This is a genomic window from Sinorhizobium sp. RAC02 (genome assembly GCF_001713395.1).
In the GTDB taxonomy this organism is placed as follows: Bacteria; Pseudomonadota; Alphaproteobacteria; order Rhizobiales; family Rhizobiaceae; genus Shinella.
In genome coordinates this window covers 3,712,501-3,737,916 of the sequence record NZ_CP016450.1, presented here as the reverse complement: position 1 = coordinate 3,737,916, position 25,416 = coordinate 3,712,501, and the positions used below count along the sequence as shown (strand labels likewise).

Below are 25,416 nucleotides of genomic sequence, written 5' to 3'. Positions count from 1 at the left end.
AATTGGCCTTGGCCAGATGGTCCGCAAGGCCACGCACGCTTTCGTGAAAGACGATCGGGAGGATTGAATGCTCTGTTTCGGGTCAGGCGAAGCGACGCAGGCTGTCGCGGCATCCGTTGGTGCGCGTCATGGCTGAAGCTGCAGACCTGATCATCGGCATCGACGCCGGCACCTCGGTCATGAAGGCCGTCGCCTTCACGCTGGCCGGCCGCCAGATCGCCAGCGCCTCCGTTCGCAACACCTACACCACCGGCGACGACGGCTCCGTCACGCAATCGCTCGACCAGACCTGGCTCGACTGCACGCGCGCCTTGCGCGGGCTGGCGGACAAGGTCGACCGCCTTGCTGATCGCACCGCCGCCATCGCGATTACCGCCCAGGGCGATGGCACCTGGCTTGTCGGTGCCGGCAACCGCCCGGCCGGCGATGCCTGGCTCTGGCTCGATGCGCGCGCGGCGCCGACCGTCGAGCGGCTTGCCGCTACCGACGCCGACCGCGCACGGTTCGAGGCGACCGGCACCGGCCTCAACACCTGCCAGCAGGGCACGCAGCTTGCCCATATGGACCGGTATTTTCCGGAGCTTTTAGCCGGCGCCGAAACGGCCATGCACTGCAAGGACTGGCTCTACCTGAACCTGACCGGCATCCGCGCTACCGACCCTTCCGAAGTCAGCTTCACCTTCGGCAATTTCCGAACCCGCTGCTATGACAGTGACGTGCTTGCAGCGCTTGGCCTGACGCACCGCCGCGCCCTGCTGCCGGAAGTCATCGAAGGCACGGAGACCACCCACCCGCTGACGGCTGAAGCCGCTGCCGCCTCCGGCCTCCGCGCCGGCACGCCCGTCTGCCTCGGCTATGTCGATATGTGCATGACGGCGCTCGGTGCCGGCGTGCGTAGCGAAGGCCGCAATGCCGCCTGCTCCGCCATCGGCTCGACCGGCGTGCACCTTCTGGCAAAATCGGTTTCCGACGTCGTGCTGAATGCCGAGCGTACCGGCTATGTCATCGCGCTCCCCATCCCCGGCGTGGTCACGCAGGTCCAGACCAATATGGGCGCGACAATCAATCTCGACTGGCTGCTGCAACTCGGCGCGGACCTCTTGGGCGAATTCGGCGTCACCGTCGGGCTCAACGACATGATCGGCCGCGTCGATGCCTGGTTTGCCGCAAGCAAGCCCGGCAAAATCCTCTACCATCCTTACATCTCCGAGGCCGGCGAACGCGGTCCCTTCGTCAATGCGCGCGCTCGCGCCAATTTCACCGGGCTTGCCAGCCGTCACCGCTATCCGGATCTCGTGCGCGCCGTCGTCGAAGGCCTCGGCATGGCGACGCGCGATTGTTATTCGGCCATGGGCGCCCTGCCCTCTGAGCTCCGCGTCAGCGGCGGTGCCGCCCGCTCGGCATCGATCCGTGGCACGCTGGGTGCTGCCCTTGGCGCGCCGGTTCGCGTCAACACCCGTGAAGAGGCCGGCGCCGCCGGCGCCTCGATGATGGCGGCGGTCGCGATTGGCGCCTACCGCACGATGGACGATTGCATTGCCGACTGGGTCACCCCCGAGCTCGGCGATGCCGAAAAACCCAAGCCCGAAGAGACCGAGCGCATGACGCGCCTGTTTGCCGCCTACGCGGATGTTCGCCGGGGCATAACACCCGCCTGGGACATCCTGGCCGCGCGCTGAAGAAAACGATTGCGCCTCCCCGCGAGGCGTCGAAGGAGATTGAGATGAACGAGCCCGAGCTTATTGACCTCTTCGTGATCGGCGGCGGCGTCAACGGTGCCGGCATTGCGCGCGATGCGGCCGGCCGTGGCCTTTCCGTGGTGCTGAGCGAAAAGGACGATCTGGCCGAAGGTACCTCCTCGCGCTCGGGCAAGCTGGTACATGGCGGCCTGCGCTATCTTGAATATTACGAGTTCCGCCTTGTCCGCGAGGCGCTGATCGAGCGCGAAGTGCTGCTCAACGCCGCCCCGCACATCATCTGGCCGATGCGCTTCGTGCTGCCGCACAGCCCTGAGGATCGTCCGGCCTGGCTCGTCCGGCTCGGCCTCTTCCTCTACGACCATCTCGGCGGCCGCAAGAAGTTGCCGGGCACGCGCACGCTCAATCTCGCACGCGATCCTGAAGGCACGCCGATCCTCGACCAGTACACCCGCGGCTTCGAATATTCCGACTGCTGGGTGGACGACGCCCGCCTGGTGACGCTGAATGCCGTGGGTGCAGCGGAAAAAAGCGCCGTGGTGCTGACCCGTTCGCCGACCGTCTCCGCCCGCCGCGAAAACGGCGCCTGGACGGTGACGACGAAGAACAGCACGACGGGCGAAACGCGCACCTTCCGCGCCAAGTGCCTCGTCAACTGCGCCGGCCCCTGGGTCTCCGACGTCATCAACCGGGTCGCCGGCTCGAACTCCTCGCGCAATGTGCGTCTCGTCAAGGGCAGCCACATCATCGTTCCGAAATTCTGGTCGGGCGCGAACGCCTATCTGGTGCAGAACCACGACAAGCGCGTCATCTTCATCAACCCCTACGAGGGCGACAAGGCGCTGATCGGCACCACCGACATCGCGTATGAGGGCCGCGCTGAGGACGTCTCGGCCGACGAGACGGAAATCGACTACCTGCTGAAGGCGGTCAACCGCTACTTCAAGGAAAAGCTGCGCCGGCAGGATGTGCTGCACTCCTTCTCCGGCGTGCGCCCGCTGTTCGACGACGGCAAGGGCAACCCCTCTGCCGTCACCCGCGACTATGTCTTCGATCTCGACGAGACCGGCGGCGCGCCGCTGCTCAATGTCTTCGGCGGCAAGATCACCACCTTCCGCGAACTCGCCGAGCGCGGCATGCACCGTCTTGCGCATATCTTCCCGAGCATGGGTGGCGACTGGACGGAGAAGGCGCCGCTTCCCGGCGGCGACATGCCGAACGCCGACTACGAGACCTTCGCCAACAGCCTGCGCGACACCTATCCGTGGATGCCGCGCAAGCTGGTGCAGCATTACGGCCGCCTCTACGGCACGCGCACGAAGAATGTCATCGCTGGTGCCACCAGCCTTGAAAGCCTCGGCCGGCATTTCGGCGGCCAGTTCTATGAGGCGGAGGCCCGTTATCTCGTCGCCAGCGAATGGGCGCAGACAGCGCAAGACATCCTCTATCGCCGTACCAAGCACTACCTGCATATGACGGAAGCCGAGCGCGCGGCCTTCGCCGACTGGTTCAATGCCACCCGCCTTGCCGCCGCCTGAGGACGACCATGCCGCTGACGCTTTCGCTGAACACCAATCCGCTGGTCAACCGCTTCGCCGATCCCGACGACCTGATCGAGACCGTCGCGCGCGACCTTCGCCTGCGTGATCTCCAGTTGACCCATGAGTTCATCAATCCAAGCTGGAATGCCGCGACGATCCGCCGGCTGACGCGGCAGATGGACAAGGCGCTGGAACGGACCGGCGTGCGCGTCACGTCAGGCATGACCGGCCCCTATGGCCGCCTCAACCATTTCGGCCATCCGGATGCGGATGTGCGGCGCTACTATGTTGACTGGTTCAAGACCTTTGCCGACATCATCGGTGATCTCGGCGGCACCTCCGTCGGCACCCAGTTCGCCATCTTCACCTACAAGGACTTTGACGATCCGGCACGCCGCGAGGAACTGATCCAGATCGCGATCGACTGTTGGGCAGACGTTGCCGAACATGCCAAGGGTGCGGGCCTCTCCTATGTCTTCTGGGAGCCGATGAGCATCGGCCGCGAGTTCGGCGAGACCATTGCCGAATGCATCAAGCTGCAGGATCGGCTGACCGCCGCCGACATGACCATCCCCATGTGGATGATGGCCGATATCGACCACGGCGACGTGACCTCCAGCAACCCGGACGACTTCGAGCCCTATGCCTGGGCGCGTGCGGTGCCGAAAATCTCGCCGATCATCCACATCAAGCAGAGCCTGATGGACAAGGGTGGCCACCGGCCGTTCACCGCCGAGTTCAATGCGAAAGGCCGCATCCAGCCGGAACCGTTGCTGAAGGCCTTCGCCGAGGGCGGCGCGGTCGACAACGAGATCTGCCTGGAACTCTCCTTCAAGGAGCGCGAGCCGAACGACCGGCAGGTCATTCCGCAGATCGCCGAAAGCATTGCCTTCTGGGCGCCGTATATCGATACCGGTGTTTCCGATCTCAAGCTGGGCTGACCGCTGCTGGTCCGCTTGCTAAGGCTTGATCTGAAAAATCACTCCGGGTGTAAAGCAAGGCAGGACACCACTGATGATCGACAACGAAGATTCTCTCGCCGTCCGCGCCGCCTGGCTGCACTATATCGGCGGCTTCACCCAGTCCGCTGTGGCAAAACGCCTGGGCATCCCATCGGTGAAGGCGCACCGGCTGATCGCGCGGGCGGTTGCCGAGGGCGTGGTGAAGGTCAGCATCGACGGCCACATTGCCGAATGCGCCAACCTGGAGGTCGAACTCTCCACCCGCTACGGGCTCGGTTACTGCGAGGTCTCGCCCGACATCGACGACGACCCGCTCGCGCTGACCACGCTCGGCCATGCCGGGGCAAATTTCCTCCGGCGCGAAATCGAGCGCGGCGAATCCGCCGTCATCGGCCTTGGCCACGGCCGCACGCTTTCGGCCGCCGTCCGCCATCTGCCGCGGATCAGCGCCAGCGGCACACGCTTCGTCTCGCTGCTCGGCGGGCTTACCCGCAACTATGCCGCCAATCCCTATGACGTCATGCATCGCCTCGCGGAAAAGACCGGCACCCAGGCCTATGTGATGCCCGTGCCCTTCTTCGCCAATACGGAGGAGGACCGCGAAGTGCTGCTCTCCCAGCGCGGCGTCAGCGAGGTGTTCAATCTTGCCCGCAGCGCCGACCTCAAGATCGTCGGCATCGGCACGGTCGACAACCAGGCGCATCTGGTGAAATCGGGCATGCTCCAACCGGACGAACTGGAGGAGATTGCCTCGCTTGGCGGTGTGGGAGAACTGCTTGGCCATTTCTTCGACAATAAGGGCCGCATCCTCGAGACATCGGTGACGGCAAGAACGCTCGCCGCCTCCTTCTCGGACGATGGCAAGGACCGCATCGTGGCGATCGCCGGCGGCCCGGTGAAGACCGAGGCCATTCGTGCCGTCCTGCACAGCCACAAACTGCACGGATTGATTACGGACGAGCGGACGGCACGGTTACTCCTGCAAAGTCCCAACGATAAAAATCACAAAATCACAAGTATCATGTTATAATTTCGCTGAAACGATGTTATAAGCCTCCCACTCAGCGTGAGGATGGAGAACACGGTGAAACGGGAAGAGCGCAGACAGGAGATCATCAATCTTCTGGTCGAAAGCCGGGCTGTCGAGCTTGACGACATCGCGGCGCGCTTCGGCGTCTCCAAGATGACCATCCACCGTGACCTCGACGACCTGGAGCGGGCCGGCGTGCTGCGCAAGGTGCGCGGCGGCGCCACCATCGATGCCGGCACCCAGTTCGAGAGCGATTTCCGTTTTCGCGAATTGCAGGAAGCCGATGTGAAGCGCGCGCTGGCCCAAACCGCCGCCGAACTCGTAGAGCCCGGCATGACGGTCATGATCAACGACGGCTCGATGGCCTCCGTGCTCGGCGACGTGCTGGCGGCAAAAAAGCCGATCACCATCATCACCAACAACGCGGCGATCATGGAACGCCTGAAGGGCGTCTCCGGCGTCACCTTGATCGGCCTCGGCGGCGTCTATTCGGCCAAGTTCAACGCCTATTTCGGCATTGTCACGGAAGAGGCGCTGTCGCGCCTGCGCGCCGACATCGCCTTCATTTCCGCGCCCGCAGCCGCAGGACGCCTCGCCTATCACATGGATGAAGCCGTGGTGCGCACCAAGCGGGCGATGATGAGGTCCAGCCGCCAGTCCTGCCTGATGATCAACAATCGCCGCTTCGGCCACACGGCACTGCATGTGCTGGCCGACCTCGCGGAATTCGACACCGTCCTATCCGACAAACCCCTCCCCCACGACACGCTGGCCGAACTCGGCGACGGAAAAACCGTGGTGCGGATCGCCCACAAGGAGACAACCATATGAGCCAAAGCCGGACATTCTGGGTTGGCACGAGCTGGAAGATGAACAAGACGCTCGCCGAGGCAAAGGTCTTCGCCGAAGGTCTTGCTGCGGCCGACAGCAGCCGCGATGCCCGCATCCAGCGTTTCATCATTCCGCCGTTTACAGCGGTACGCGAAGTCAAGGCGATGCTCGCCGATACGTCCGTGAAGGTCGGCGCGCAGAACATGCACTGGGCCGACGAAGGTGCCTGGACAGGCGAGGTCTCGCCGCTGATGCTGAAGGATTGCGGCCTCGACCTCGTCGAGCTCGGCCATTCCGAACGCCGTGAGCATTTCGGCGAGACGGACGAGACCGTCGGTCTCAAGACCGAGGCTGCGGTGCGCCACGGTCTCGTGCCGCTGATCTGTATCGGTGAGACGCTTGCCGACCGCGAAGGCGGCCATGCGACAGAGGTGCTGGCACAGCAGGTGCGCGGCGCGCTGTCGCGGCTCAACGCCACGCAGAAACAGGCCGAAATCCTGCTCGCCTATGAACCCGTCTGGGCAATTGGTGAAAAGGGTATTCCGGCAACGGCAGACTACGCTGATGCGCGCCACGCCGAGATCGCCGACGTGGCGGAAAAAATCCTCGGCCGCCGCATTCCCTGCCTCTACGGCGGCTCGGTCAACCCGCAGAACTGCGAGGAACTGATCGCCTGCCCGAACATCGACGGGCTCTTCATCGGCCGCTCAGCCTGGAAGGTTGAAGGTTATCTCGACATCCTGGCGCGCTGCGCCGCCACCATCTGAAAGGAGACTTCTCATGAAACTCGCTATTGCCGGTGACAGCGCGGGCGAAGGCCTCGCCAAGGTTCTCGCCGATCACCTGAAGGACCGCCACGACGTGCACGAAGTCTCGCGCACCGATGCCGGCCCGGATGCCTTCTATGCCACCCTCTCCGACCGCGTCGCCTCCGGCGTCATCGCCGGCGAATACGACCGCGCGATCCTCGTCTGCGGCACGGGCATCGGCGTCTGCATCTCGGCCAACAAGGTTCCGGGCATCCGCGCCGCGCTGACGCACGACACCTATTCCGCCGAGCGCGCAGCACTCTCCAACAACGCCCAGATCATCACCATGGGCGCCCGCGTCATCGGCACGGAACTCGCCAAGGCGATCGCCGACGCCTACCTCGCCCAGACGTTTGACGAAAACGGCCGCTCCGCCGGCAATGTCCAGGCGATCAACGAGGTCGACGCGAAATACAACGCGGCCAAGTAACAGCCGGCACCAACAGCTCCAGACCAGCCCCCGCGCAATGCCGGGGCTGGTCAACTCGTTTTCGCAGGGACTACGCCTGTTCGTCCTTGCGCTGCACGACCACGCTGAGCAGCGCCAGCGCTCCCGACCCCACCATCAGGAAGAACGAGACAGCGTTCAGCACCGGCGTCGAACCGACCTTCACCATGCGATCGTACATGGTGATCGTCAGCGGCGCATCGGAGCCGACGAGCATCAGTGTCGTGTTGAAATTCTCGAACGAAACGAGGAAGGCGACGACAAAGGCGGAGAAAAGCGCCGGCATCAGATAGGGCAGCGTCACCGTCATCAGCACGCGCAGTCGCGTCGCGCCGAGATTGAAGGCCGCTTCTTCCAGCGCGATGTCGAACTTTCTCAGCCGCGCGGCAATCACCAGCGAGGTGATGGTGGTGAGAAACGAGAACTGGCCAAGGATGACGAGAAAAATCCCGGGGCGTAAAAAGTCCCATTCGATTCCAAACGTTTCTTCCAGACCGTTGGCGATCATGCTGGCGAAAACCAGAAGCGAAATGCCGAGGATGACGCCCGGAATGACGAGCGGCACGATCATCAGGATGTAGAAGATGTTCTTGCCGGGAAACTGCTTGCGCTCGAACAGGAAGGCGTTGCAGGTTCCGGCGGCGACCGCCATGGCAGAGACGGCGACGCCGATGATCAGTGAATTCTGCAGCCCGCGCAGCAGTCGCCGGTCATGGAACATGCCGATCTTCGGTTCCGTGCTGCTGAAGAACCAGTCGAGCGTAAAACCGTTCCAGGGCAGCGCCGGAAACATCGAGTCGTTGAAGGCGAACATGCCGGCGGCGAAAAGCGGTGCGGCGAGATAGATGAGGAACGCCAGCATATAGCCGCGATAGACCCATCGGAGGAGAGGCGATTGCGGGGCCGCAACGTTCATGGGTCAGTCCTTTGCGACGGTAGAGGCGAGGCTCTGGCCGGTCAGCCGCAGCCCAAGCCAGACGACGAACGAGGTGAACACGAGGAGCAGGACACCAAAGGTAGCACCCGACTCCCAGTTGTAGCGCGTCACGAACTGTTCGTAGATCTGCTCCGTGAACCACATGCTGTTCTTGCCGCCGAGCAGGATGGGCGTGAGGTAGCTGCCCGCCGTCAGCATGAATACGATGATGCAGCCGGCGACGATGCCAGGCATGGCATAGGGCACGACGATGCGGCGGAAGACCGTTAAGCGGCTGCCGCCGAGATTGTAACCCGCCTCGATCAGCGAATTGTCCATGCCGTCGAGCGTGGAAACGAGCGGCACGATCATGAACAGCACGACCGTATAGACGAGCCCCATCACCACGGTGGCGTCGTTGTAAAGAAACTCCACGGGACCGCTGACCAGGCCGACCTTCTGCAGGAAGGTCGAGACGAGGCCGGTTTCGCGAAGGATGACGATCCAGCCGAAGGCACGCACGAGGTCGCTCACCCAGAGCGGGATAAGGCACATCAGGAAGAGGGCGGCCCGCGAGCGGCGCTGCGCGATCTTCGCGATGTAATAGGCGACGGGAAAGCCGACGACGAGCGCCATCGCGGTCACCAGGATCGACATCCAGGCGGTGCGCAGCAGCGTGTTCCAGTAGATCGGCTCCGAGAGGAAGGCGACGTAGTTCGAGACGCCGAACGTGTATTCGCCTGGCCCCACCTTTTCCCTGAGCGAGATATAACCGATGCCGATTTGCGGCAGGATGATGAGCAGCGCGATCCACAGCGCGAAGGGCGCGAAGAGCAGGATGAAGGAGAGTTTCGTGACGTCCGAGCGCGCCATCGCCGTTACCTCGACACGCTGAAGCAGCGGCCGTGGCTGTGGCTCCAGCCGATATCGACCTTTGCCCCGGGCTCAACGCGGCTGGTACCGTCCATCACGGCCTGGCCGACCTCGACGAGATTGCCGCCTTGTGCGCGCACCAGGATGCGGCTGCTTGCCCCGTTGAAGAGCAGGCTTTCGACGGTTCCCTCAAGCCGGTTTTCGGACCCCGTGCCGACCGACAGTACTTCCGGACGCACGAAAAGCTCGACCGCACTGCCGGCCGCGATCCGGTCGTCACCGGCCGCCGCAATCGCCTCGCCGCCGCCGTCGAGTGCCACACGCACCTTGCCGTCCGCCACCGAAAGCGCACGGCCCGGCCAGCGGTTGCTGTCGCCGACAAAACCGGCGACGAAGCCGGTCTTCGGATTGTGGTAGAGCTCTTGCGGCGAGCCGATCTGCTCGAACTGGCCGGCATTCATGACAGCCACATTGTCCGACATCAGCAACGCTTCCGACTGATCGTGGGTGATGTAGAGGAACGTCGTCTCGAACTGGTGCTGGAGCTGCTTCAGCTCGATCTTCATGCGCTCGCGCAGCTTCAGGTCGAGCGCGCCGAGCGGCTCGTCGAGCAGCAGGACGTCGGGTTCAAGCACCATGCAGCGGGCAATGGCGATACGCTGCTTCTGTCCGCCCGAAAGCTGGGCGACCTGTTTTTGCTCCGTGCCCGGCAGACCGACGCGGTCGAGCACCTGCGCGACCTTGCGGGTGATGTCCGTCTTGTTCTCGCCACGGCAGCGCAGCCCATAGGCGATATTCTCGCCGACATTCATCATCGGGAAGAGGGCGAGATGCTGGAACACCATCTTGACGGGCCGCTTGTTCGGCGGTGTCGAGAGCACGGATTGACCCTTGATGCGGATGTCACCGCTCGTCGGCTCCTCGAAGCCCGCAATCATGCGCATCAGCGTTGTCTTGCCGCAGCCGGAGGGTCCGAGAATGGAGAAGAACGAACCGCGCGGGACATTGAAGGACACGCTGTTCACGGCCGTGTAGGCGCCGAACCGCTTGCTCAGGCTTTCGCATTGAAGGTCGTGCATGGGTGCTCGCAAATCGCGGCCGCAAGGCGGCCATTTTGAAAACAGCCGGCCAAGGCAATCCCTCGGCCGGCTGGTGTCACGCCTTCAGAGGCGATCAGTTCGACGCGGCGGCCTTGATGCGCTCAAGCGCCTTGCCTTCCATGTCCTCAAGACCCGCCGGAATATTGGCGAAGAACTTCAGGTTCGCGAGATCCTTCTCGTCGAAGGCGGCCTTCACGGCGGCCTTCTTTTCATCCGGCAGGAGATCGATGCCGTTGCTGACGGCGGCAATTGCGCCCGTCGAATCCGACATCAGCTTGACGATCTCGGGCTTCATGACGAAGTTGATCCACTTGTAGGCGGCATCGTCCGCCTCGCCCTTGCGCGGGATGACGAAGGTGTCGATCCAGGCAAGCGCACCGGTTTCCGGCGGCACGTAGACGAGGTTCTTGTTCTGGGCGTAAAGCTTGAAGGCCGTCGAATCCCAGGCTTCCGAAACGACGACTTCGCCGGAGAGCAGGAGCGTCGAAAGGTCGTCGCCGCCGTTCCAGTAGGTCTTGACGTTGTCCTTGCAGGCGATCAGCTTTTCCGTCACCTCGTCGAGCATCGCCTGGTAGGCGGCCTTGTCGCCATAGAGTGCGAACGGGTCCTTGCCCAGCGCGAAGGCCGTGCCGAGCAGGATGGTGCGGCGCAGGCGCATCGAGGTGCGGCCCTTGTATTCCGGATTGCAGAGATCCGCCCAGCCCTTGACGTTCGGCGCCTTGGAAATATCGGCGACGACGCCGGATGTGCCCCATTGATGCGGTACGGCATAGAGATTGCCATCGATCGTCGCATTGGCCTTCACGCCGTCGAGAAGGTTCGGTGCGAGCGACGCGGTGTCGATCTTCGAGAGATCGAGTGGTTTGTAGATGTTGTATTCCTGTTGGGCCGCGAAAATGCGGTCGTGGCTCGGCTGGGCGAGGTCGTAGCCGGCGCCGCCGGTTGCCCGGAGCTTCGCGACCATTTCCTCGTTGTTGGAAAGCGTGACCTCGACGGTGATGTCGGGGTTGGCTTCCTCGAAGAGCTTGATGACGTTATCGGGCGCATAACCGCCCCAGGTGAGCAGGCGCAGGGTATCTGCGTGAGCTGCAGTGCTTGCGACGATGAGGGCAAGCGCCGTCGTCGCGGCGAGCGCGAATGTCGATTTCATGCTGTTCTCCTCTTCCATTTGGCTGTTGAAAGCCGCCGTTTCTCCGGCGTTCTTTTCTGAAGAGGGCCACCTCACTCCCGATGACGGCCCTTAGTTCCCGATTTTTAGCCATTGCCATCAAAGAGGGAGATTGGCTCCCCTGAAAGGTCCATTATCTCCTTGCGGTAAGACCAGTATGACGATCAGCTGATCTTCGCGGCGAGGCTCTTCGTGCGCGTATAGCTGCGCAGGGCCTCAAATCCCTTCTCGCGGCCGAAACCCGACAGCTTGTTGCCGCCGAAGGGCACCTCGATGCCACCGGCAAAATACTCGTTGATGTAGACCTGCCCGGCATCGATATCGCGCGCCATGCGATGGGCGCGGCCGAAATCGCGGGTGTAGATGCCGGCGACGAGGCCGAAATCCGTCCCATTGGCGATGGCGACGGCTTCCTCTTCGCCCTCGACAACCTGCACCGACAGCACCGGCCCGAAAATCTCCTCCTGGATCACCGGGTCATCCGCCCGGACGGTATCGAGAATGGTCGGCTGGAAGAACCAGCCGGTGCCGCTCTCAGGGTCCGTTGCGCGCTCACCGCCGGCGGCAATCGCTATGCCGCGGCCACGGGCGCCCTCCACATAGCCCGCCACCTTGTCGAGATGGGCACCCGAACTCAGCGCACCGACCTGCGGGCGGCGCAGGCCATGGCCGAGCTTCAGGCCGCTTGCGCGAACCGCAAGGCGCTCGACCAGTTCCGCATGCACCTTGCGCTCCACGACGAGGCGGGAGCCGGCCGAGCAGATCTGCCCGGCATTCTCATAGATGGCGCCGAGCACGCCTTCGGCGGCGGCATCCATATCCGCGTCCGCCATGACGATCAGCGGCGACTTGCCGCCGAGTTCGAGCACGACGCTGGTGACATTGGCTGCCGCCGACTGCATGACCCGGATGCCCGTCGGCACGGAGCCCGTAAAGGTGACATGGCGTATGCCGGGATGCGCGACCAGCGGTCCGCCGGCTTCCGCGCCTGTACCGGTGATGACGTTGCACACACCCGCAGGCAGACCGGCGCGAAAAAGGATGTCGGCAAGCATCAGCGCCGTCAGCGGTGTCTGTTCCGCCGGCTTGGCGACCACGGTGCAGCCGGCGGCCAGTGCCGGCGCAATGCTGCGGGCCGCCGTCGAAAGTGGATAGTTCCAGGGGATGATATGGGCGGTAACGCCGACCGGCTCCTCGATGGAGTAACCAATATAGTCGGTGCCAAGCGGAAAGGTGTCGCCCTGGATCTTGTCGGCGGCGCCGGCATAATACTCGAAGGAGCGAGCCGCGCTCGCGACGTCCCCCTCGGCCTCCTGCAGGGCTTTGCCGCTGTCGAGGCTTTCCACCACGGCCAGCCGAGCGGCCTCCGCCCGGATGATCTGGGCCGCGCGGAAAAGGATCGCACCACGGGCGCTCGCCTTGGTGCGCGCCCAGTCACGCTGTGCGCGGCGTGCGGCGTCAACCGCGCGGTCCACGTCGCTGCCGTCACCCGCGGCGAACGCATGGAAGGCACGGGCAGCACCGGGATCGAAGGTTTCCATCGAGCGCCCGCCGGAGGCCGCGACGAAAGCGCCGTCGATGAAATGGCCATCGGGCAAACCGGAGAGCGTGCCGCTGGAGAAATACTCGTCGACGAGGGTTTCGGTGCTCATCTCAGTTCGCCTCACTTGCCTGGTAGCTGGAGCGCGCCAGCCAGTCCGGATCGATCTCGACACCCCAGCCAGGTTCGTCGGTCACGGTCGCCTTACCATCAACGATCGCATAAGGCGACTTGCGGAACAGACCATCCTGCCAGGGATAATAGTCCTCACCCTCGATCGAGAATTCGAGATATTTCCCGGCATTCGGAATGGCGCGCAGCAGGTGCATGGTGAAAAGCGTCACCATGGAAAGATTGGCGGCATGCGGCGTCACGGGGATACCAGCCGCTTCAGCCATGCGCACGACGCGCAGCGTCCGGCTGATGCCGCCGAGATAGCAGATATCCGGCTGCACGATATCGACCGCCTTCATCTCGATCATGCGGCGCCAGGTCGGCAGGTCGCAATCCTGCTCGCCACCGGTCACGTCGATGTCGAGGGCGTCCGTGACTTCCTTCGTCTGCTCGAGTTCCCAGTAGGGGCACGGCTCCTCGTAGTGCACGAGGCCATTGTCCTGCATGATTCGGCCGACCTCTATGGCGCGCGCCGGAGAGTAACAGGAGTTGGCATCGGCGAGCAGATCGGCCTCGGCGCCAACGGCCCTGGCGATCGTCGGGATGATCTCCTCCGTGCGGCCCGGCCATTCGTCGTGGTTGCGGCCACATTCGGCACCAACGCGGAACTTGAAGGCATCGAACCCATATTCGCCGCGCAGGCGCTTGAACCGCTCGGCCTCGGTGGCCGGCGTGATATCGCGCTTCATCGAGGAGGCATAGGCACGCAGCGGCCCGGCCGAGCCGCCGAGCAATGCCGCGACCGGTTTGCCGGCCTGTTTGCCGCGCAGGTCCCAGATCGCCGTGTCGAGACCACACATGGCGCGGTAGAGATAGGAGCCCGGAAACTTGTGCTCGCGCTCGAAGATGCGGTCGAGATGGTCGTCGAGATCGGTGATCTCGGCGCCGAGCGTATAGGGCGCGACCTGACGATGCAGGATCTCGGACGTAATGTCGGAATTGTAGGTCGACACCTGGCCCCAGCCGGTGGCGCCGGTCTCGTCGGTGATGCGGACGAAGCCGACATACCTGTTGCAGAAGGTCTCGATGCGTTTGATCTTCATGACAATCTAATCTGTTTGACGGCCAAGCTACCTGGCGGATGAAACGGCCCTTGACGCCGCGAACTGGTACGACAATCATCGCAAAATCTTCACGCGATAAGGTCCACTTTACTTTTAGTAGCGGACCATTATTGCGAGGGGACGACAGGCCGGGAGGGCGAGATGGTAAAATATCCGGGCGGCGCATTGCTGCCCACGCTGCAGTTCGATCGCACGTCCAGGACGCCGATCAGCGCGCAGCTCTGTACGGCGCTCCGCGAGATGATCCTCTCTGGCGAACTCCAGCCCGGCGAGCGCCTGCCTTCCAGCCGCACATTGGCGAAGGACCACGAGGTTTCCCGCACCACGGCGATCAGCGTTTACGAGCAACTCGCCGCCGAGGGGCTGATCCGCTCCAGCATCGGCGCCGGCGCCTATGTCGCCGAAACCCTGCGCGACGGTCGCCCAGCAAGGATCGCGGTGAAAGGTATCGAAGACGAGATCCGCAGCCCGCCGCGCCTTGCCCAACTCAGCGCCGACGCTTCGGAACACTACTTTCCCCGCTTGGCGCACCCGGAAAACCCGCGCCCCTTCATCACCGGCATTCCGGCCTTCGACGAGTTTCCGATGGCGCTGTGGGCGAGCATGGTCGCACGTTACTGGCGCCAGCCGCGCAACCTGCTGCTCGGCTATCCCCCGGCGGAAGGGTTGATGGAGCTGCGCCGGGCCGTCGCGATGCACCTGCGCGCCAACCGCGGTATCACCTGCGAGCCCGAACAGGTCTTCATCTTCAACGGCGCGCAGGATGCCTTCAACCGCATCGGCAATACCCTGCTCGATCCCGGTGATACGGTGTGGATCGAAAATCCCGGCGCGATCGGCGCGCGCAACAGCCTGATTTCCTCCGGCGCGAAGCTCGTGCCGCTCAGCATCGACGAGGAGGGCATCAACGTCGCAGAGGGGTTGGCCGTTGCACCCGATTTCCGCCTCGCTTTCGTCACCCCCGCTCATCAGCACCCACTTGGCGTGACGATGAGCCTCCAGCGCCGCTTCGAACTGCTGCGGGCCGCCGAAAGGGCCGGAGCCTGGATCATCGAGGACGATTATGTCGGCGAATTCCACTATGCGGGCCACCCACCGCCGACGCTGAAGAGCGTCGATACGTCCGGCCGCGTCATCTATGTCGGCAGCTTTTCCAAGGCGCTGTTCGCAGCCCTTCGCCTCGGCTATGTCGTCGCGCCGCCAGGACTGGTCGACGTCTTCTACCGCATCGCCGGGGCAACCTTGCAGGGGTCTGCCACAAGCCTGCAATCGGTCGTCGCCAGCTTCATAGAATGCGGTCATTTTTCCAGCCACATCCGTCGCATGCGGCGCGTCTATGCCGAACGGCTCCAGGCGCTGCTCGACGGCGCGGCGCGGCATATGGAGGGTATGCTGGAGGTCGCGCCGACCGAAACGGGCTTTCACACAGTCGGCCGCCTTGCCGACGATTTCGACGAGCTCGCCGTCGCCCACCGGGCGGCCGAGCGCAACATCCTCGTCTCCCCCATCAGCCGCTTTGCCATCACGCCGGTCAAGCAACGCGGCCTTGTCCTCGGCTTCAGTTCCGCGCCGCCGCGCATGATCGCAAGTGCGGCGGAAACCCTCGGCGCTGTTCTGAAGGACATGCGCAAGGAGCAGGGCCGCCGCGCCGGTTGAACGCTAGCCGGCGTCAGCGAGGATCATTTCGGCACCCTTTTCGCCGACCATGAGCGTTGGCGCATTGAGATTGCCGGAGGTGATGCGGGGGAAGATCGAGGCATCGACGACGCGCAGGCCCTCGAGGCCATGCACGCGCAGACGCGCATCGACCACCGCGGTTGCGGCGTCCGGCCCCATGGCGCAGGTGCCACAGGGGTGGAACACCGAACCGGAGCGCTCCCGGATGTCGGCGATCAGCTCTTCATCGCCTGTGATACCCGTGCCCGGCCGGATCTCGTCCTCGATGATCTCGCGCATCGGGCCGGTCCTGGAAAGACGCCGCAGGAAATGCGCGGCTTCGAGCAGTTCCTGCACGTCCTCCTCCGTCGAGAGATAGTTCGGCTGGATTTCAGGCGCGGCAAAAGGGTCCGCGGAGCGGATAGCAAGCTGCCCGCGGCTCGTCGGATGGCAGTTGGAAACCCCGACGAGGAAGCCGGAGAAAGGATCCGGGCTCATCAACGCCCGCCGCCCCGGAAGGGCGCGTGTATAGCTGACCGGCGAAAAATAGAGCTGCATGTTCGGCCGCGCATGCTCCGGGCTGGTGCGGAAAAACCCTCCGCCCTGGTTTACGCTGAGCGACAGCGGACCGCTCTGCGTCAGCACATAGCGCAGCCCCACCATGAGCCTGCTCCACCAGGGACGCAGCACATCGTTGAGCGTCGGCCGTCTGCTCCTGTAAAGATGGTCGAAGCCGATATGATCCTGCAGATTGCGTCCGACGCCGGTGGCCGCATGGACGACCTCGATGCCATGGCGCTTCAGCAAGGCCGGATCGCCGACGCCTGAGAGCTGCAGAAGCTGCGGCGTGTTCACGGCCCCGGCGGAAAGAATCACCTCGCGGCGTGCCCGGATCTGCCGGATCTCTCCACCCTGCCTGTATTCGACGCCCGTCGCTCGCTTACCATCGAACAACAGACGGGTCGCCTGGGCCGCCTTGATCACGGTGAGATTGTGCCGCTTGCGCGCCGGTGCAAGATAGGCCGTCGCGGCCGAGCAGCGAAAACCATGGCGCGTCGTGATCTGGTAGATGCCGATGCCTTCCTGTGTCGCACCGTTGAAATCCGGGTTGCGTACAAGGCCTGCCTCTTGCCCGCCCGCGAGGTAGTTCGCGCAAAGCGGATGCACGACCTTCTCGATATTGGTGACGGTGACCGGTCCATCCTGCCCCCGCCATTGGTCGGGCCCGGAAAGGTTGTTTTCCATCCGCTTGAAGGCCGGTAGCACGTCCTCGTAACCCCAGCCCGGATTGCCGAGTGCGCGCCACTCATCAAAATCCTGGGCCTGCCCCCGGATGAAAACCATGGCGTTGATCGAGCTGGATCCGCCGAGCACCTTTCCACGCGGCCAATAGCTTTGGCGGCCGCCGAAACCCGGCACGGGTTCGGTCAAATATTTCCAGTTCAGCGTGTCATGGTAGAACGCCTTGCCATAGCCGATCGGCATGCGCACCCAGAAGTTCAAATCACTGCCCCCGGCCTCCAGCAGTGCGACACGATAGTGGCCACCCGCTGAAAGCCGATTGGCAACCACGCAGCCAGCCGATCCCGCGCCGACAACAACGTAGTCGTATTCGTCCATGTTTCCGCCATTCCTTCAAATGCACGCCGTCCACCCCTTGCTATCCGCCCGTGGACCTTGCGTCAGCATCCATTTCGATGGGATTGGCGTACCAGTTTATCACAGCCCCGTTGCGGACCGGCCCGCTGGCGTCGTCCAACTACGGGCCTCACAGCCGCACGGCGCGACATCAGCCGGGTAATGAGGAGACGCGGCGTTTCTCGTTGAAGCTGGAGGCTTTTGAAGCCCAAAACGTCAAAAAGCCCTCCTTGCGGGAGGGCTTTTTGTTTGTATGATTTGGTTGCGGGGGCCTGATGGCACCGAGGCTTGCCTATTTGATACTCCGCGCTCTGGAGGAGAGAATGTGTCTTTTCAACGATCGAACGACATCGCAGAACGAGAATCTCGGGTGCAACGGAAAGCGTAATTCTCATACGGACCGTAGATAAGTAATCTCGAACGCCTTTACTTGCCGATACGTTTGCAGTCGGTTCGCAAGACTAAACGCATCGTTCATCTCAAATTTCTGAAATATGTCGAGGCCCCGATCTAGGCTGATCTTCCAACCTCGATCCGTCACAAGATGCCGAGCGTGAATCCTGTTGGTCCCGTCGAACTCCCAAGAAAATTTGATTCCTGCCGCGCCCGCCGCAGCCTCAATGGCAATTAAGTTAGTTTGTTGCTTTTCTGGATAAGCCTCGTCTGCACAGGTTACCAGGTGAACTGTCATCTCATCTTCCGGCGCTTTATGCTGAGCGATCATTTCTATGAATTCCATCAAGTTCCTTAGCTGATGGAACATTCGGATGTAGGGATCAGTGAGGACGATATTTGTGGCCCCTTTAAGCCAGGGCCAGAAGATATCGGCGAACGTGACCCCTTTTTGGTTCTCACTAAAGACTTTGTGTCCTTCACGCGGACCAACGACATCTGTTTCTGCTTCACCCGCGTACTGCACGACGTTTGAGGTGGACGCACCTTTGACATCACCTGCGCTCTCGGGCGTTGAGCCGTCGTGGGCCGCCGCACGCTTGTGATAATATTGTGGGTACTCTGTCTCTTCGAGCGTCTTGACGACGACCTTCCGCCCATCTTGCGCCATGAACGAGAAGTCCGTCTCCGGATATGTGCTGTCTATCCGAAGGAGTTGGTCCTTTACCCGTTTCCGCCCTTCCACAGCCAAGTGCAGGATCTCTTCGACTTCACCCTCGGTTGCGTTGTCCGCTGGAAAGAGCAGTTTCATCATGCCCGAAAAGGTCTTATTCACGCCGTCGCGATCACGAGTCGAAATATCCGCTGAAAGCGTAAAAAGGGCCTGATAGCGATTGGAGTAGTCGTCATTACGCATGTGCCGAAGGATTTCGGCGAGGTAGTCAACGACAAAACCATAACCCGACGCAAACATCTCCCCACGGATAACGTCGATCTCCCAGCCCGGGACATAGGTGTGAAGCCGGTCGATAAAGGCAGAATCATAGTATTTCTCGGGAAGCTCCTCAAATAAGTCGGTGTGCTTCAGCATGTATGGAACGTTGTGCTTGGTGTTCCCGACAAAGACCATCGACGCCTCGGCGCCAAGCGTCTCCACTCCTCGCGAGAAGCTCTTGTTGGCCATGTAGTTTTTCATAATGTCGACAAGTGCCTTGTCGACACGCTTCTGCCGACCGGAAAACTCGTCGAAGGCGACGACATCCCAGTAGCCGACCAATCCGATCTTTCCCGAGCTGTTGTTGACAAACAGCTTGGGCACCGTCACTTCGCCCCCTGAAATCAGGATGCCATGCGGCGAGAACTCCGAGAAGATATGCGACTTGCCAGTGCCCTTCGGTCCCAGCTCGATCAAATTGTAGTTTCGCTCGACGAAGGGCACGAGGCGCATCAATTGCAGGAGCTTGCTACGGCGACCGAACATCTCGGGATCGAAGCCGACCGTTTGGAATAACAGGTCGATCCATTCATCGGTCGTAAATCCCGCGCGCGCGCCGAGAAATGCCTCATAGTCAAACTTTGATAGCTGGATCGGCTTGATGCCCCCTAGTATCCACGGTTCGACGCTCTTGTCTTCGCTGTGCTCGTACTCGACGTCGGCGATACACCAGACGCCGCTAACCAGCAGCTTGGGATGAGCCTTCACAGTGTCGGAGTCGATGATTACCTTCTTGATGCCCAGGTTGGCGAAGGTCGCCTCATAGGCATCTTTGTCAGTGTTGAGATCAACGCTGACTTTGTCGATCACCTTCCATCGGCCCTTTTCCCGGATGTTCGAGCGGATCAGCCCCGCCTCATTGCGATGGACGTAGTGCTTGCGGAGGATTTCCTTAACGGTCTCAATCCCTGACTGGATCGAGCTCTCGTCATTGGTGGCGCAGTATTGGCCGAGCAGGAACTCCAACACGTAGGACGGGACAATGGCATTGCCCTTTACCGCCTTGACCAGGTCCTTGCGAACTACGAGGCCCGGGAAGCATTCATTGATCTTATCATCCAGCGCGGTCATCGCTCCCCCCATCAAAAATCGAAATCAATCGAGAAGCTGCGGCGCAGCGTGTAGCGAGCTGTGCGGTACTCCCTGAAGTGGGACGTATCACCGTGCCGCTCTTCCAGCTTCAGGATCACCTCCTGGCCGTTGAATTCGTCAGCTTGGCGGAGCAGAAGGAACCGGACCGGAACTTCGCGCTCGCGCGCGTTTTCAGATCTGAAGTCGAACACAAGCTCGTGGCTGTCCGAGATCAATTCGCCCGATTGTGCATAAATCCCTGCTTTAAGCGTGCGCGCCTGGGTTTTCTCCGTGACGGCCTCCACTTGGTAGAAGCGGACCGAGATCTGGCTAGACGTGATCAACTGGTTGGAGCTTCCGATCATCTCCACCTCAACCGCAGTTGTGTCGCTCTGCCGCTTCTTGTTGATCTTGACGACGGGAATGACAATCTCCTGAAGGGTCACGCCGCCATGCACGAACCGGCTCCCCGATCCTTGCCGACGAAGCCGGTTGATGGATTTGGGGATGAGAAATTCCACCGAACCTTCGAGACCAGCCTGCCCCGGCGCGAAGTGTCGCAGGCCATGATTGTCCTTCAGACCGTGTCCGAGGATAAAACGCCGGTCTCGGAAAAGGATCACGTCTCCCTCGACCTGCGCAGAAGAAAAGTCGCTCTCTTCGATCGGCCGGTGCTGGTAGATGAAGCCATGATCGGACGTCACGATCATGTTGTTAGCGTTCGCTACTCCACCGACCGTCAGGACGAGGTATCGATCGAAACGCAGATCGAACTCGGCAAGACGTTCGTCGAGAAGCAGGGCTGGAAGCTGGTCGAGACCTATTCCGACGCCGCGGTCAGCGGCACGTCCTTCATGCTGCGTCCCGGCATCCAGCAGCTTCTCGCCCGCGTGAAGGAGGAACGCATCGATGTGGTTCTCTGCGTGACCGTCGATCGACTGTCGCGCGATATCGAGCACAGCCACAAGATCCTCAAGGACTTGCGCTACCGCGACGTCGATCTCTGGACCGTCCACGCCGGCACCCCGGTTACGGACATGGAGATGTCGTTCCGTGCGATGCTCAGTCACGAACTTGTCGGGCAGATCCGCTACCGCACCCGGGAAGGCATGAAGACGGCGGCGCGCAGGGGCAAGGCGACGACCCGCCTCTCCTACGGCTACCGTCTCGGCCAGCAGCGCGACGCCAACGGTGACAGAATCCTGGGCCTGCGCGAGATCGACCCTGCTCAGGCCGAGATCGTCCGCTGGATCTTCGAACAATATGCGAACGGGGTCAGCCCGGCAGCAATCGCCGCGAGCCTCAACGCACGCCGCATTCCCGCACCGCAGGAGAATTACTGGCGTGACGATACCATTCGCGGCGATGGAAAACGCCAGACCGGCATCCTTCACAACGAGCTCTATGTCGGTCGGATCGTCTGGAACAAACAGAACTATCGCAAGAACCCGGAGACCGAACGCCGCACAGCCCGTCTCAACGACAAGAGCGAATGGGTCGTGACGGAAGTCCCGTCCTTGCGGATCATCAGCGACGAACTCTGGGCACGGGTGAAGGAACGGCAACTGACGACGCTGGAGAACTTTTCCCGCACGAAGACCAACCGGCTGAACCGGACGCATCGACCAAGCTACCTGCTGAGCGGCATGCTGGAATGCGCCGAGTGCGGCGGCTCTTACGCCATCATGGCCAAGGAACGTTACGGCTGCTCGAACCACAAGAACAAGCTGCCGATCGATGGCCTCGGCGGCTCTTGCTGCTCCAACCAGAAGACCATCCTGCGCAAGAACCTGGAGGATCGGGTCCTGTCCTGCCTGCCCGCCGCCTTCTTCGGCATGGGTGTATTCGAGACGACGTCGCCGGACAGGCACGCCGCAACCTCGCAACGTCCGTGAAGAACGAACCCGACGAGCGCCAGCGCATTTCCGAGGCGTTGAAGGCTGCCAAACAGGAACAGCGCCACATCATCCAGCAGATCAATGACCGTGCCGCCGAGGGCCGCCCTCGCCTCCCCGCCTACGACGACATGCTCGACCAGCTCGAGGAGCGCCGGGCCGGGCTCGAGGCACGGCTGAAGCAAGCACCGACGGAGGAAGATTTCGGGGAGAAGATCAGGAAGCTGAAGGCGGAAGTCAGTCCGGAAGCCGTCGAGCTGGTCATCAACTCGGCCTTCTATTACATGCGCGAACACGCCGATACCGGGACGAAGCAGCCCTTCATCAACATCGTGCGCCAGTTCATCCAGAAGGTGGTGATCGGCAAGACCCCCGGCCACCAGCCGGCATCCCTCGAAGTGCATGGCCGGATCGCCTCGATCCTCGCGGCGATGGAAGCAGCAACGATCCTGGAGAAGCAGTTCGAGGCACTGAAGCAGCACAATTATCTGGAGAAGCTGCGGGCCGGCGAACTCGACACGGAGCAGAAACGCAAAAAGCTCCTCGACGCTTACGCGGAGGAGCTTTCTGTGAGGCGACTTGAATGGGTAAATATTCAAGTTTCGGTGGTTGCGGGGGCAGGATTTGAACCTGCGGCCTTCAGGTTATGAGCCTGACGAGCTACCGGGCTGCTCCACCCCGCGCCAAGCGACAGCACTCTTTGGTGTTGTCGCGGTTGCGTAACCGCCTTGGCGGTTATGCGTTCTGCCGAGCCATTGCGAAGCAGTTGTCTCGTGTAAGGGACGTACTGCAAACAAAAAGGACCGCTTTAGGCGGCCCTTGAGCTTCGGCGGGGCCGACTGTGTGATGAGAAGCTTGATATTGCCTTTAGCAGACCTGGCGGCGACCTACTCTCCCGCGTCTTAAGACGAAGTACCATTGGCGCTGGGGCGTTTCACGGCCGTGTTCGGAATGGGAACGGGTGCAGCCACCCCGCCATGACCACCAGGTCGGCTAAAGGCAATATTCGAGAAGCTGGTAGAAGAGGGATTGCCTCTTCGTTTGTCTTAATTTTGTGAACACGTCTTGGCGTCATCGCCCCGTTTGGGGCTGATGAGCATGAACAATGAGAACGATCAAGCCAATCGAGCGATTAGTACCGGTAAGCTTCACACATTGCTGCGCTTCCACACCCGGCCTATCAACGTGGTCGTCTTCCACGGCTCTCAAGGGAATACTCGTTTTCAGGTTGGTTTCCCGCTTAGATGCCTTCAGCGGTTATCCATTCCATATATAGCTACCCTGCTATGCGGCTGGCGCCACAACAGGTCCACCAGAGATATGTCCATCCCGGTCCTCTCGTACTAGGGACAGATCCTGTCAATATTCCTACACCCACGGCAGATAGGGACCGAACTGTCTCACGACGTTCTGAACCCAGCTCACGTACCGCTTTAATTGGCGAACAGCCAAACCCTTGGGACCTGCTCCAGCCCCAGGATGCGATGAGCCGACATCGAGGTGCCAAACAACCCCGTCGATATGGACTCTTGGGGGTCATCAGCCTGTTATCCCCGGCGTACCTTTTATCCGTTGAGCGATGGCCCTTCCACGCGGGACCACCGGATCACTATGACCGACTTTCGTCTCTGCTCGACTTGTCAGTCTCGCAGTCAGGCGGGCTTATGCCATTGCACTCGACGACCGATTTCCGACCGGTCTGAGCCCACCATCGCGCGCCTCCGTTACTCTTTCGGAGGCGACCGCCCCAGTCAAACTACCCACCATACACTGTCCCGGACCCGGATAACGGGCCGCGGTTAGACATCCATGACGATAAGGGTGGTATTTCAAGGATGGCTCCACAAGAACTGGCGTCCCTGCTTCAAAGCCTACCACCTATCCTACACATGCCGACACGAATGCCAGTGTAAAGCTATAGTAAAGGTGCACGGGGTCTTTCCGTCTAACCGCAGGAACCCCGCATCTTCACGGGGAATTCAATTTCACTGAGTCTCTGCTGGAGACAGCGGGGAAGTCGTTACGCCATTCGTGCAGGTCGGAACTTACCCGACAAGGAATTTCGCTACCTTAGGACCGTTATAGTTACGGCCGCCGTTTACTGGGGCTTCGATTCAAAGCTTGCACCTCTCCTCTTAACCTTCCAGCACCGGGCAGGCGTCAGACCCTATACGTCGTCTTGCGACTTCGCAGAGCCCTGTGTTTTTGATAAACAGTCGCTACCCCCTGGTCTGTGCCACCCCACCATACTTGCGTACGATGAGGTCACGCTTCTTCCGAAGTTACGCGTGCAATTTGCCGAGTTCCTTCAGCAGAGTTCTCTCAAGCGCCTTGGTATGCTCTACCTGACCACCTGTGTCGGTTTCGGGTACGGTCTATACGGTGGAGCTATTTCCTGGAACCGCTTCCCCGCACAGTCAATCCAATAAGACTGTACGAGTTACGCAATCCGTCACTACCACCAGGCCCACGAATATTAACGTGGTTCCCATCGACTACGCGTGTCCGCCTCGTCTTAGGGGCCGGCTAACCCTGCTCAGATTAACTTTAAGCAGGAACCCTTGGTCTTTCGGCGAGGGAGTCTCTCACTCCCTTTATCGTTACTCATGTCAACATTCGCACTTCCGATACCTCCAGGAGCCCTCACGGGTCTCCCTTCACAGGCTTACGGAACGCTCCGCTACCACACGTCTTGCGACGTATCCTCAGCTTCGGTGCATGGCTTTAGCCCCGTTACATTTTCGGCGCAAGGACCCTTAATTAGACCAGTGAGCTGTTACGCTTTCTTTAAATGATGGCTGCTTCTAAGCCAACATCCTGGTTGTTTTGGGATCCTCACATCCTTTCCCACTTAGCCATGACTTGGGGACCTTAGCTGGAGGTCAGGGTTGTTGCCCTTTTCACGACGGACGTTAGCACCCGCCGTGTGTCTGCCGACTAGTACTCCTCGGTATTCGGAGTTTGGTTAGGATCAGTAAGACGGTGAGTCCCCATAGCCCATCCAGTGCTCTACCCCCGAGGGTATTCGGTCGACGCTCTACCTAAATAGATTTCGCGGAGAACCAGCTATTTCCGAGTTTGATTGGCCTTTCACCCCTAACCACAAGTCATCCCAATCTATTGCAACAGATGCGGGTTCGGTCCTCCAGTTGGTGTTACCCAACCTTCAACCTGCTCATGGCTAGATCACTCGGTTTCGGGTCTAATGCAACTAACTCAATCGCCCTATTCAGACTCGCTTTCGCTGCGCCTACACCTATCGGCTTAAGCTTGCTAGTTACACTAAGTCGTTGACCCATTATACAAAAGGTACGCCGTCAGGCTTGCGCCCTCCGACTGCTTGTAGGCAACCGGTTTCAGGATCTATTTCACTCCCCTTGTCGGGGTGCTTTTCACCTTTCCCTCACGGTACTTGTTCGCTATCGGTCATGCACGAGTACTTAGGCTTGGAGAGTGGTCTCCCCATGTTCAGACAGGATTTCACGTGTCCCGCCTTACTCAAGGACAATGCTTGTTCTACGTGTACGGGGCTATCACCCGCTGAGGCCGGACTTTCCATTCCGTTCCACTTTATTCAGCATTGCCACTGGCCTGGTCCGCGTTCGCTCGCCACTAC

At 61.3% G+C, this 25,416-nt stretch carries 18 protein-coding genes, 1 tRNA gene and 2 rRNA genes (1 of these 21 only partly in view); 9 read left to right on the top strand and 12 right to left on the bottom strand.

Going from position 1 to position 25,416, the window contains the following annotated elements:
- The first annotated feature begins 128 nt into the window (after positions 1-128).
- The 7 genes from BSY16_RS17915 (at position 129) to derI (ending at position 7,300) form a co-directional block, all read left to right on the top strand.
- Positions 129-1,679, top strand: a complete 1,551-nt coding sequence (locus tag BSY16_RS17915) for an FGGY-family carbohydrate kinase (protein ID WP_069061613.1) — start codon at positions 129-131, stop codon at positions 1,677-1,679.
- A gap of 44 nt (positions 1,680-1,723) precedes the next feature.
- On the top strand, positions 1,724-3,235 hold the full coding sequence (locus BSY16_RS17910) for a glycerol-3-phosphate dehydrogenase (protein ID WP_069060920.1): 1,512 nt from the start codon (positions 1,724-1,726) through the stop codon (positions 3,233-3,235).
- 8 nt (positions 3,236-3,243) lie between these two features.
- Positions 3,244-4,179, top strand: a complete 936-nt coding sequence (locus BSY16_RS17905; protein ID WP_069060919.1) for a sugar phosphate isomerase/epimerase family protein — start codon at positions 3,244-3,246, stop codon at positions 4,177-4,179.
- A 73-nt stretch (positions 4,180-4,252) separates the two neighbouring features.
- The gene (locus BSY16_RS17900) at positions 4,253-5,230 is read left to right on the top strand and encodes a sugar-binding transcriptional regulator (RefSeq protein WP_069060918.1); all 978 of its coding nucleotides are present in this window, start codon (positions 4,253-4,255) and stop codon (positions 5,228-5,230) included.
- Between the two features lie 54 nt (positions 5,231-5,284).
- Positions 5,285-6,061 carry a DeoR/GlpR family DNA-binding transcription regulator gene (locus BSY16_RS17895; protein WP_069061612.1) on the top strand — a complete coding sequence of 259 codons (777 nt, stop codon included), beginning with the start codon at positions 5,285-5,287 and terminating at the stop codon, positions 6,059-6,061.
- Positions 6,058-6,828: a triose-phosphate isomerase gene (locus tag BSY16_RS17890; protein WP_069060917.1), complete on the top strand. Its 771-nt coding sequence runs from the start codon at positions 6,058-6,060 to the stop codon at positions 6,826-6,828. The genes BSY16_RS17895 and BSY16_RS17890 overlap by 4 nt, the downstream gene beginning before the upstream one ends.
- 13 nt (positions 6,829-6,841) lie before the next feature.
- Positions 6,842-7,300 carry a D-erythrulose-4-phosphate isomerase gene (gene derI, locus BSY16_RS17885; protein WP_069060916.1) on the top strand — a complete coding sequence of 153 codons (459 nt, stop codon included), beginning with the start codon at positions 6,842-6,844 and terminating at the stop codon, positions 7,298-7,300.
- Positions 7,301-7,370: 70 nt separating this feature from the next.
- Here derI and BSY16_RS17880 read toward each other — a convergent pair whose 3' ends face one another.
- The 6 genes from BSY16_RS17880 to BSY16_RS17855 all read right to left on the bottom strand — a co-directional run bounded on the left by BSY16_RS17880 (position 7,371) and on the right by BSY16_RS17855 (position 14,132).
- Entirely contained in the window at positions 7,371-8,234 is an 864-nt protein-coding gene (locus BSY16_RS17880; RefSeq protein WP_069060915.1) for an ABC transporter permease, read from the bottom strand.
- A 3-nt stretch (positions 8,235-8,237) separates the two neighbouring features.
- On the bottom strand, positions 8,238-9,107 hold the full coding sequence (locus BSY16_RS17875) for an ABC transporter permease (protein ID WP_069060914.1): 870 nt from the start codon (positions 9,105-9,107) through the stop codon (positions 8,238-8,240).
- A gap of 5 nt (positions 9,108-9,112) precedes the next feature.
- The gene (locus BSY16_RS17870; protein ID WP_069060913.1) at positions 9,113-10,186 is read right to left on the bottom strand and encodes an ABC transporter ATP-binding protein; all 1,074 of its coding nucleotides are present in this window, start codon (positions 10,184-10,186) and stop codon (positions 9,113-9,115) included.
- A 94-nt stretch (positions 10,187-10,280) separates the two neighbouring features.
- The gene (locus tag BSY16_RS17865) at positions 10,281-11,357 is read right to left on the bottom strand and encodes an extracellular solute-binding protein (protein ID WP_069061611.1); all 1,077 of its coding nucleotides are present in this window, start codon (positions 11,355-11,357) and stop codon (positions 10,281-10,283) included.
- A gap of 182 nt (positions 11,358-11,539) precedes the next feature.
- Entirely contained in the window at positions 11,540-13,027 is a 1,488-nt protein-coding gene (locus BSY16_RS17860; RefSeq protein WP_069060912.1) for an aldehyde dehydrogenase family protein, read from the bottom strand.
- A 1-nt stretch (position 13,028) separates the two neighbouring features.
- Complete coding sequence (locus BSY16_RS17855) at positions 13,029-14,132, bottom strand: mandelate racemase/muconate lactonizing enzyme family protein (protein WP_069060911.1); 1,104 nt, start codon at positions 14,130-14,132, stop codon at positions 13,029-13,031.
- A 162-nt stretch (positions 14,133-14,294) separates the two neighbouring features.
- Here BSY16_RS17855 and pdxR point away from each other — a divergent pair, with 162 nt between their 5' ends.
- Positions 14,295-15,809 carry a MocR-like pyridoxine biosynthesis transcription factor PdxR gene (pdxR, locus tag BSY16_RS17850; RefSeq protein ID WP_069060910.1) on the top strand — a complete coding sequence of 505 codons (1,515 nt, stop codon included), beginning with the start codon at positions 14,295-14,297 and terminating at the stop codon, positions 15,807-15,809.
- Between the two features lie 3 nt (positions 15,810-15,812).
- Here the strand turns inward: pdxR and BSY16_RS17845 are convergent, their stop codons facing one another.
- The 3 genes from BSY16_RS17845 to BSY16_RS31995 all read right to left on the bottom strand — a co-directional run bounded on the left by BSY16_RS17845 (position 15,813) and on the right by BSY16_RS31995 (position 20,615).
- On the bottom strand, positions 15,813-17,429 hold the full coding sequence (locus BSY16_RS17845; protein WP_069060909.1) for a GMC family oxidoreductase: 1,617 nt from the start codon (positions 17,427-17,429) through the stop codon (positions 15,813-15,815).
- A 409-nt stretch (positions 17,430-17,838) separates the two neighbouring features.
- Positions 17,839-19,905: a BREX system Lon protease-like protein BrxL gene (gene brxL, locus BSY16_RS17840; RefSeq protein WP_069061610.1), complete on the bottom strand. Its 2,067-nt coding sequence runs from the start codon at positions 19,903-19,905 to the stop codon at positions 17,839-17,841.
- A gap of 11 nt (positions 19,906-19,916) precedes the next feature.
- Positions 19,917-20,615 (bottom strand): PglZ domain-containing protein, encoded by a 699-nt coding sequence (locus tag BSY16_RS31995; protein ID WP_069060908.1) that lies wholly within the window; start codon positions 20,613-20,615, stop codon positions 19,917-19,919.
- On the opposite strand from BSY16_RS31995, the gene BSY16_RS32770 reads away from it, so the two are divergent.
- The gene (locus tag BSY16_RS32770; protein ID WP_069060907.1) at positions 20,595-21,800 is read left to right on the top strand and encodes a recombinase family protein; all 1,206 of its coding nucleotides are present in this window, start codon (positions 20,595-20,597) and stop codon (positions 21,798-21,800) included. The genes BSY16_RS31995 and BSY16_RS32770 overlap by 21 nt on opposite strands.
- A gap of 606 nt (positions 21,801-22,406) precedes the next feature.
- Here BSY16_RS32770 and BSY16_RS17825 read toward each other — a convergent pair.
- The 3 genes from BSY16_RS17825 to BSY16_RS17815 form a co-directional block, all read right to left on the bottom strand.
- Positions 22,407-22,483, bottom strand: a tRNA-Met gene (locus BSY16_RS17825).
- Between the two features lie 191 nt (positions 22,484-22,674).
- Positions 22,675-22,789, bottom strand: a 5S ribosomal RNA gene (gene rrf, locus BSY16_RS17820).
- A 122-nt stretch (positions 22,790-22,911) separates the two neighbouring features.
- Positions 22,912-25,416, bottom strand: a 23S ribosomal RNA gene (locus tag BSY16_RS17815); it runs 293 nt beyond the window's last position.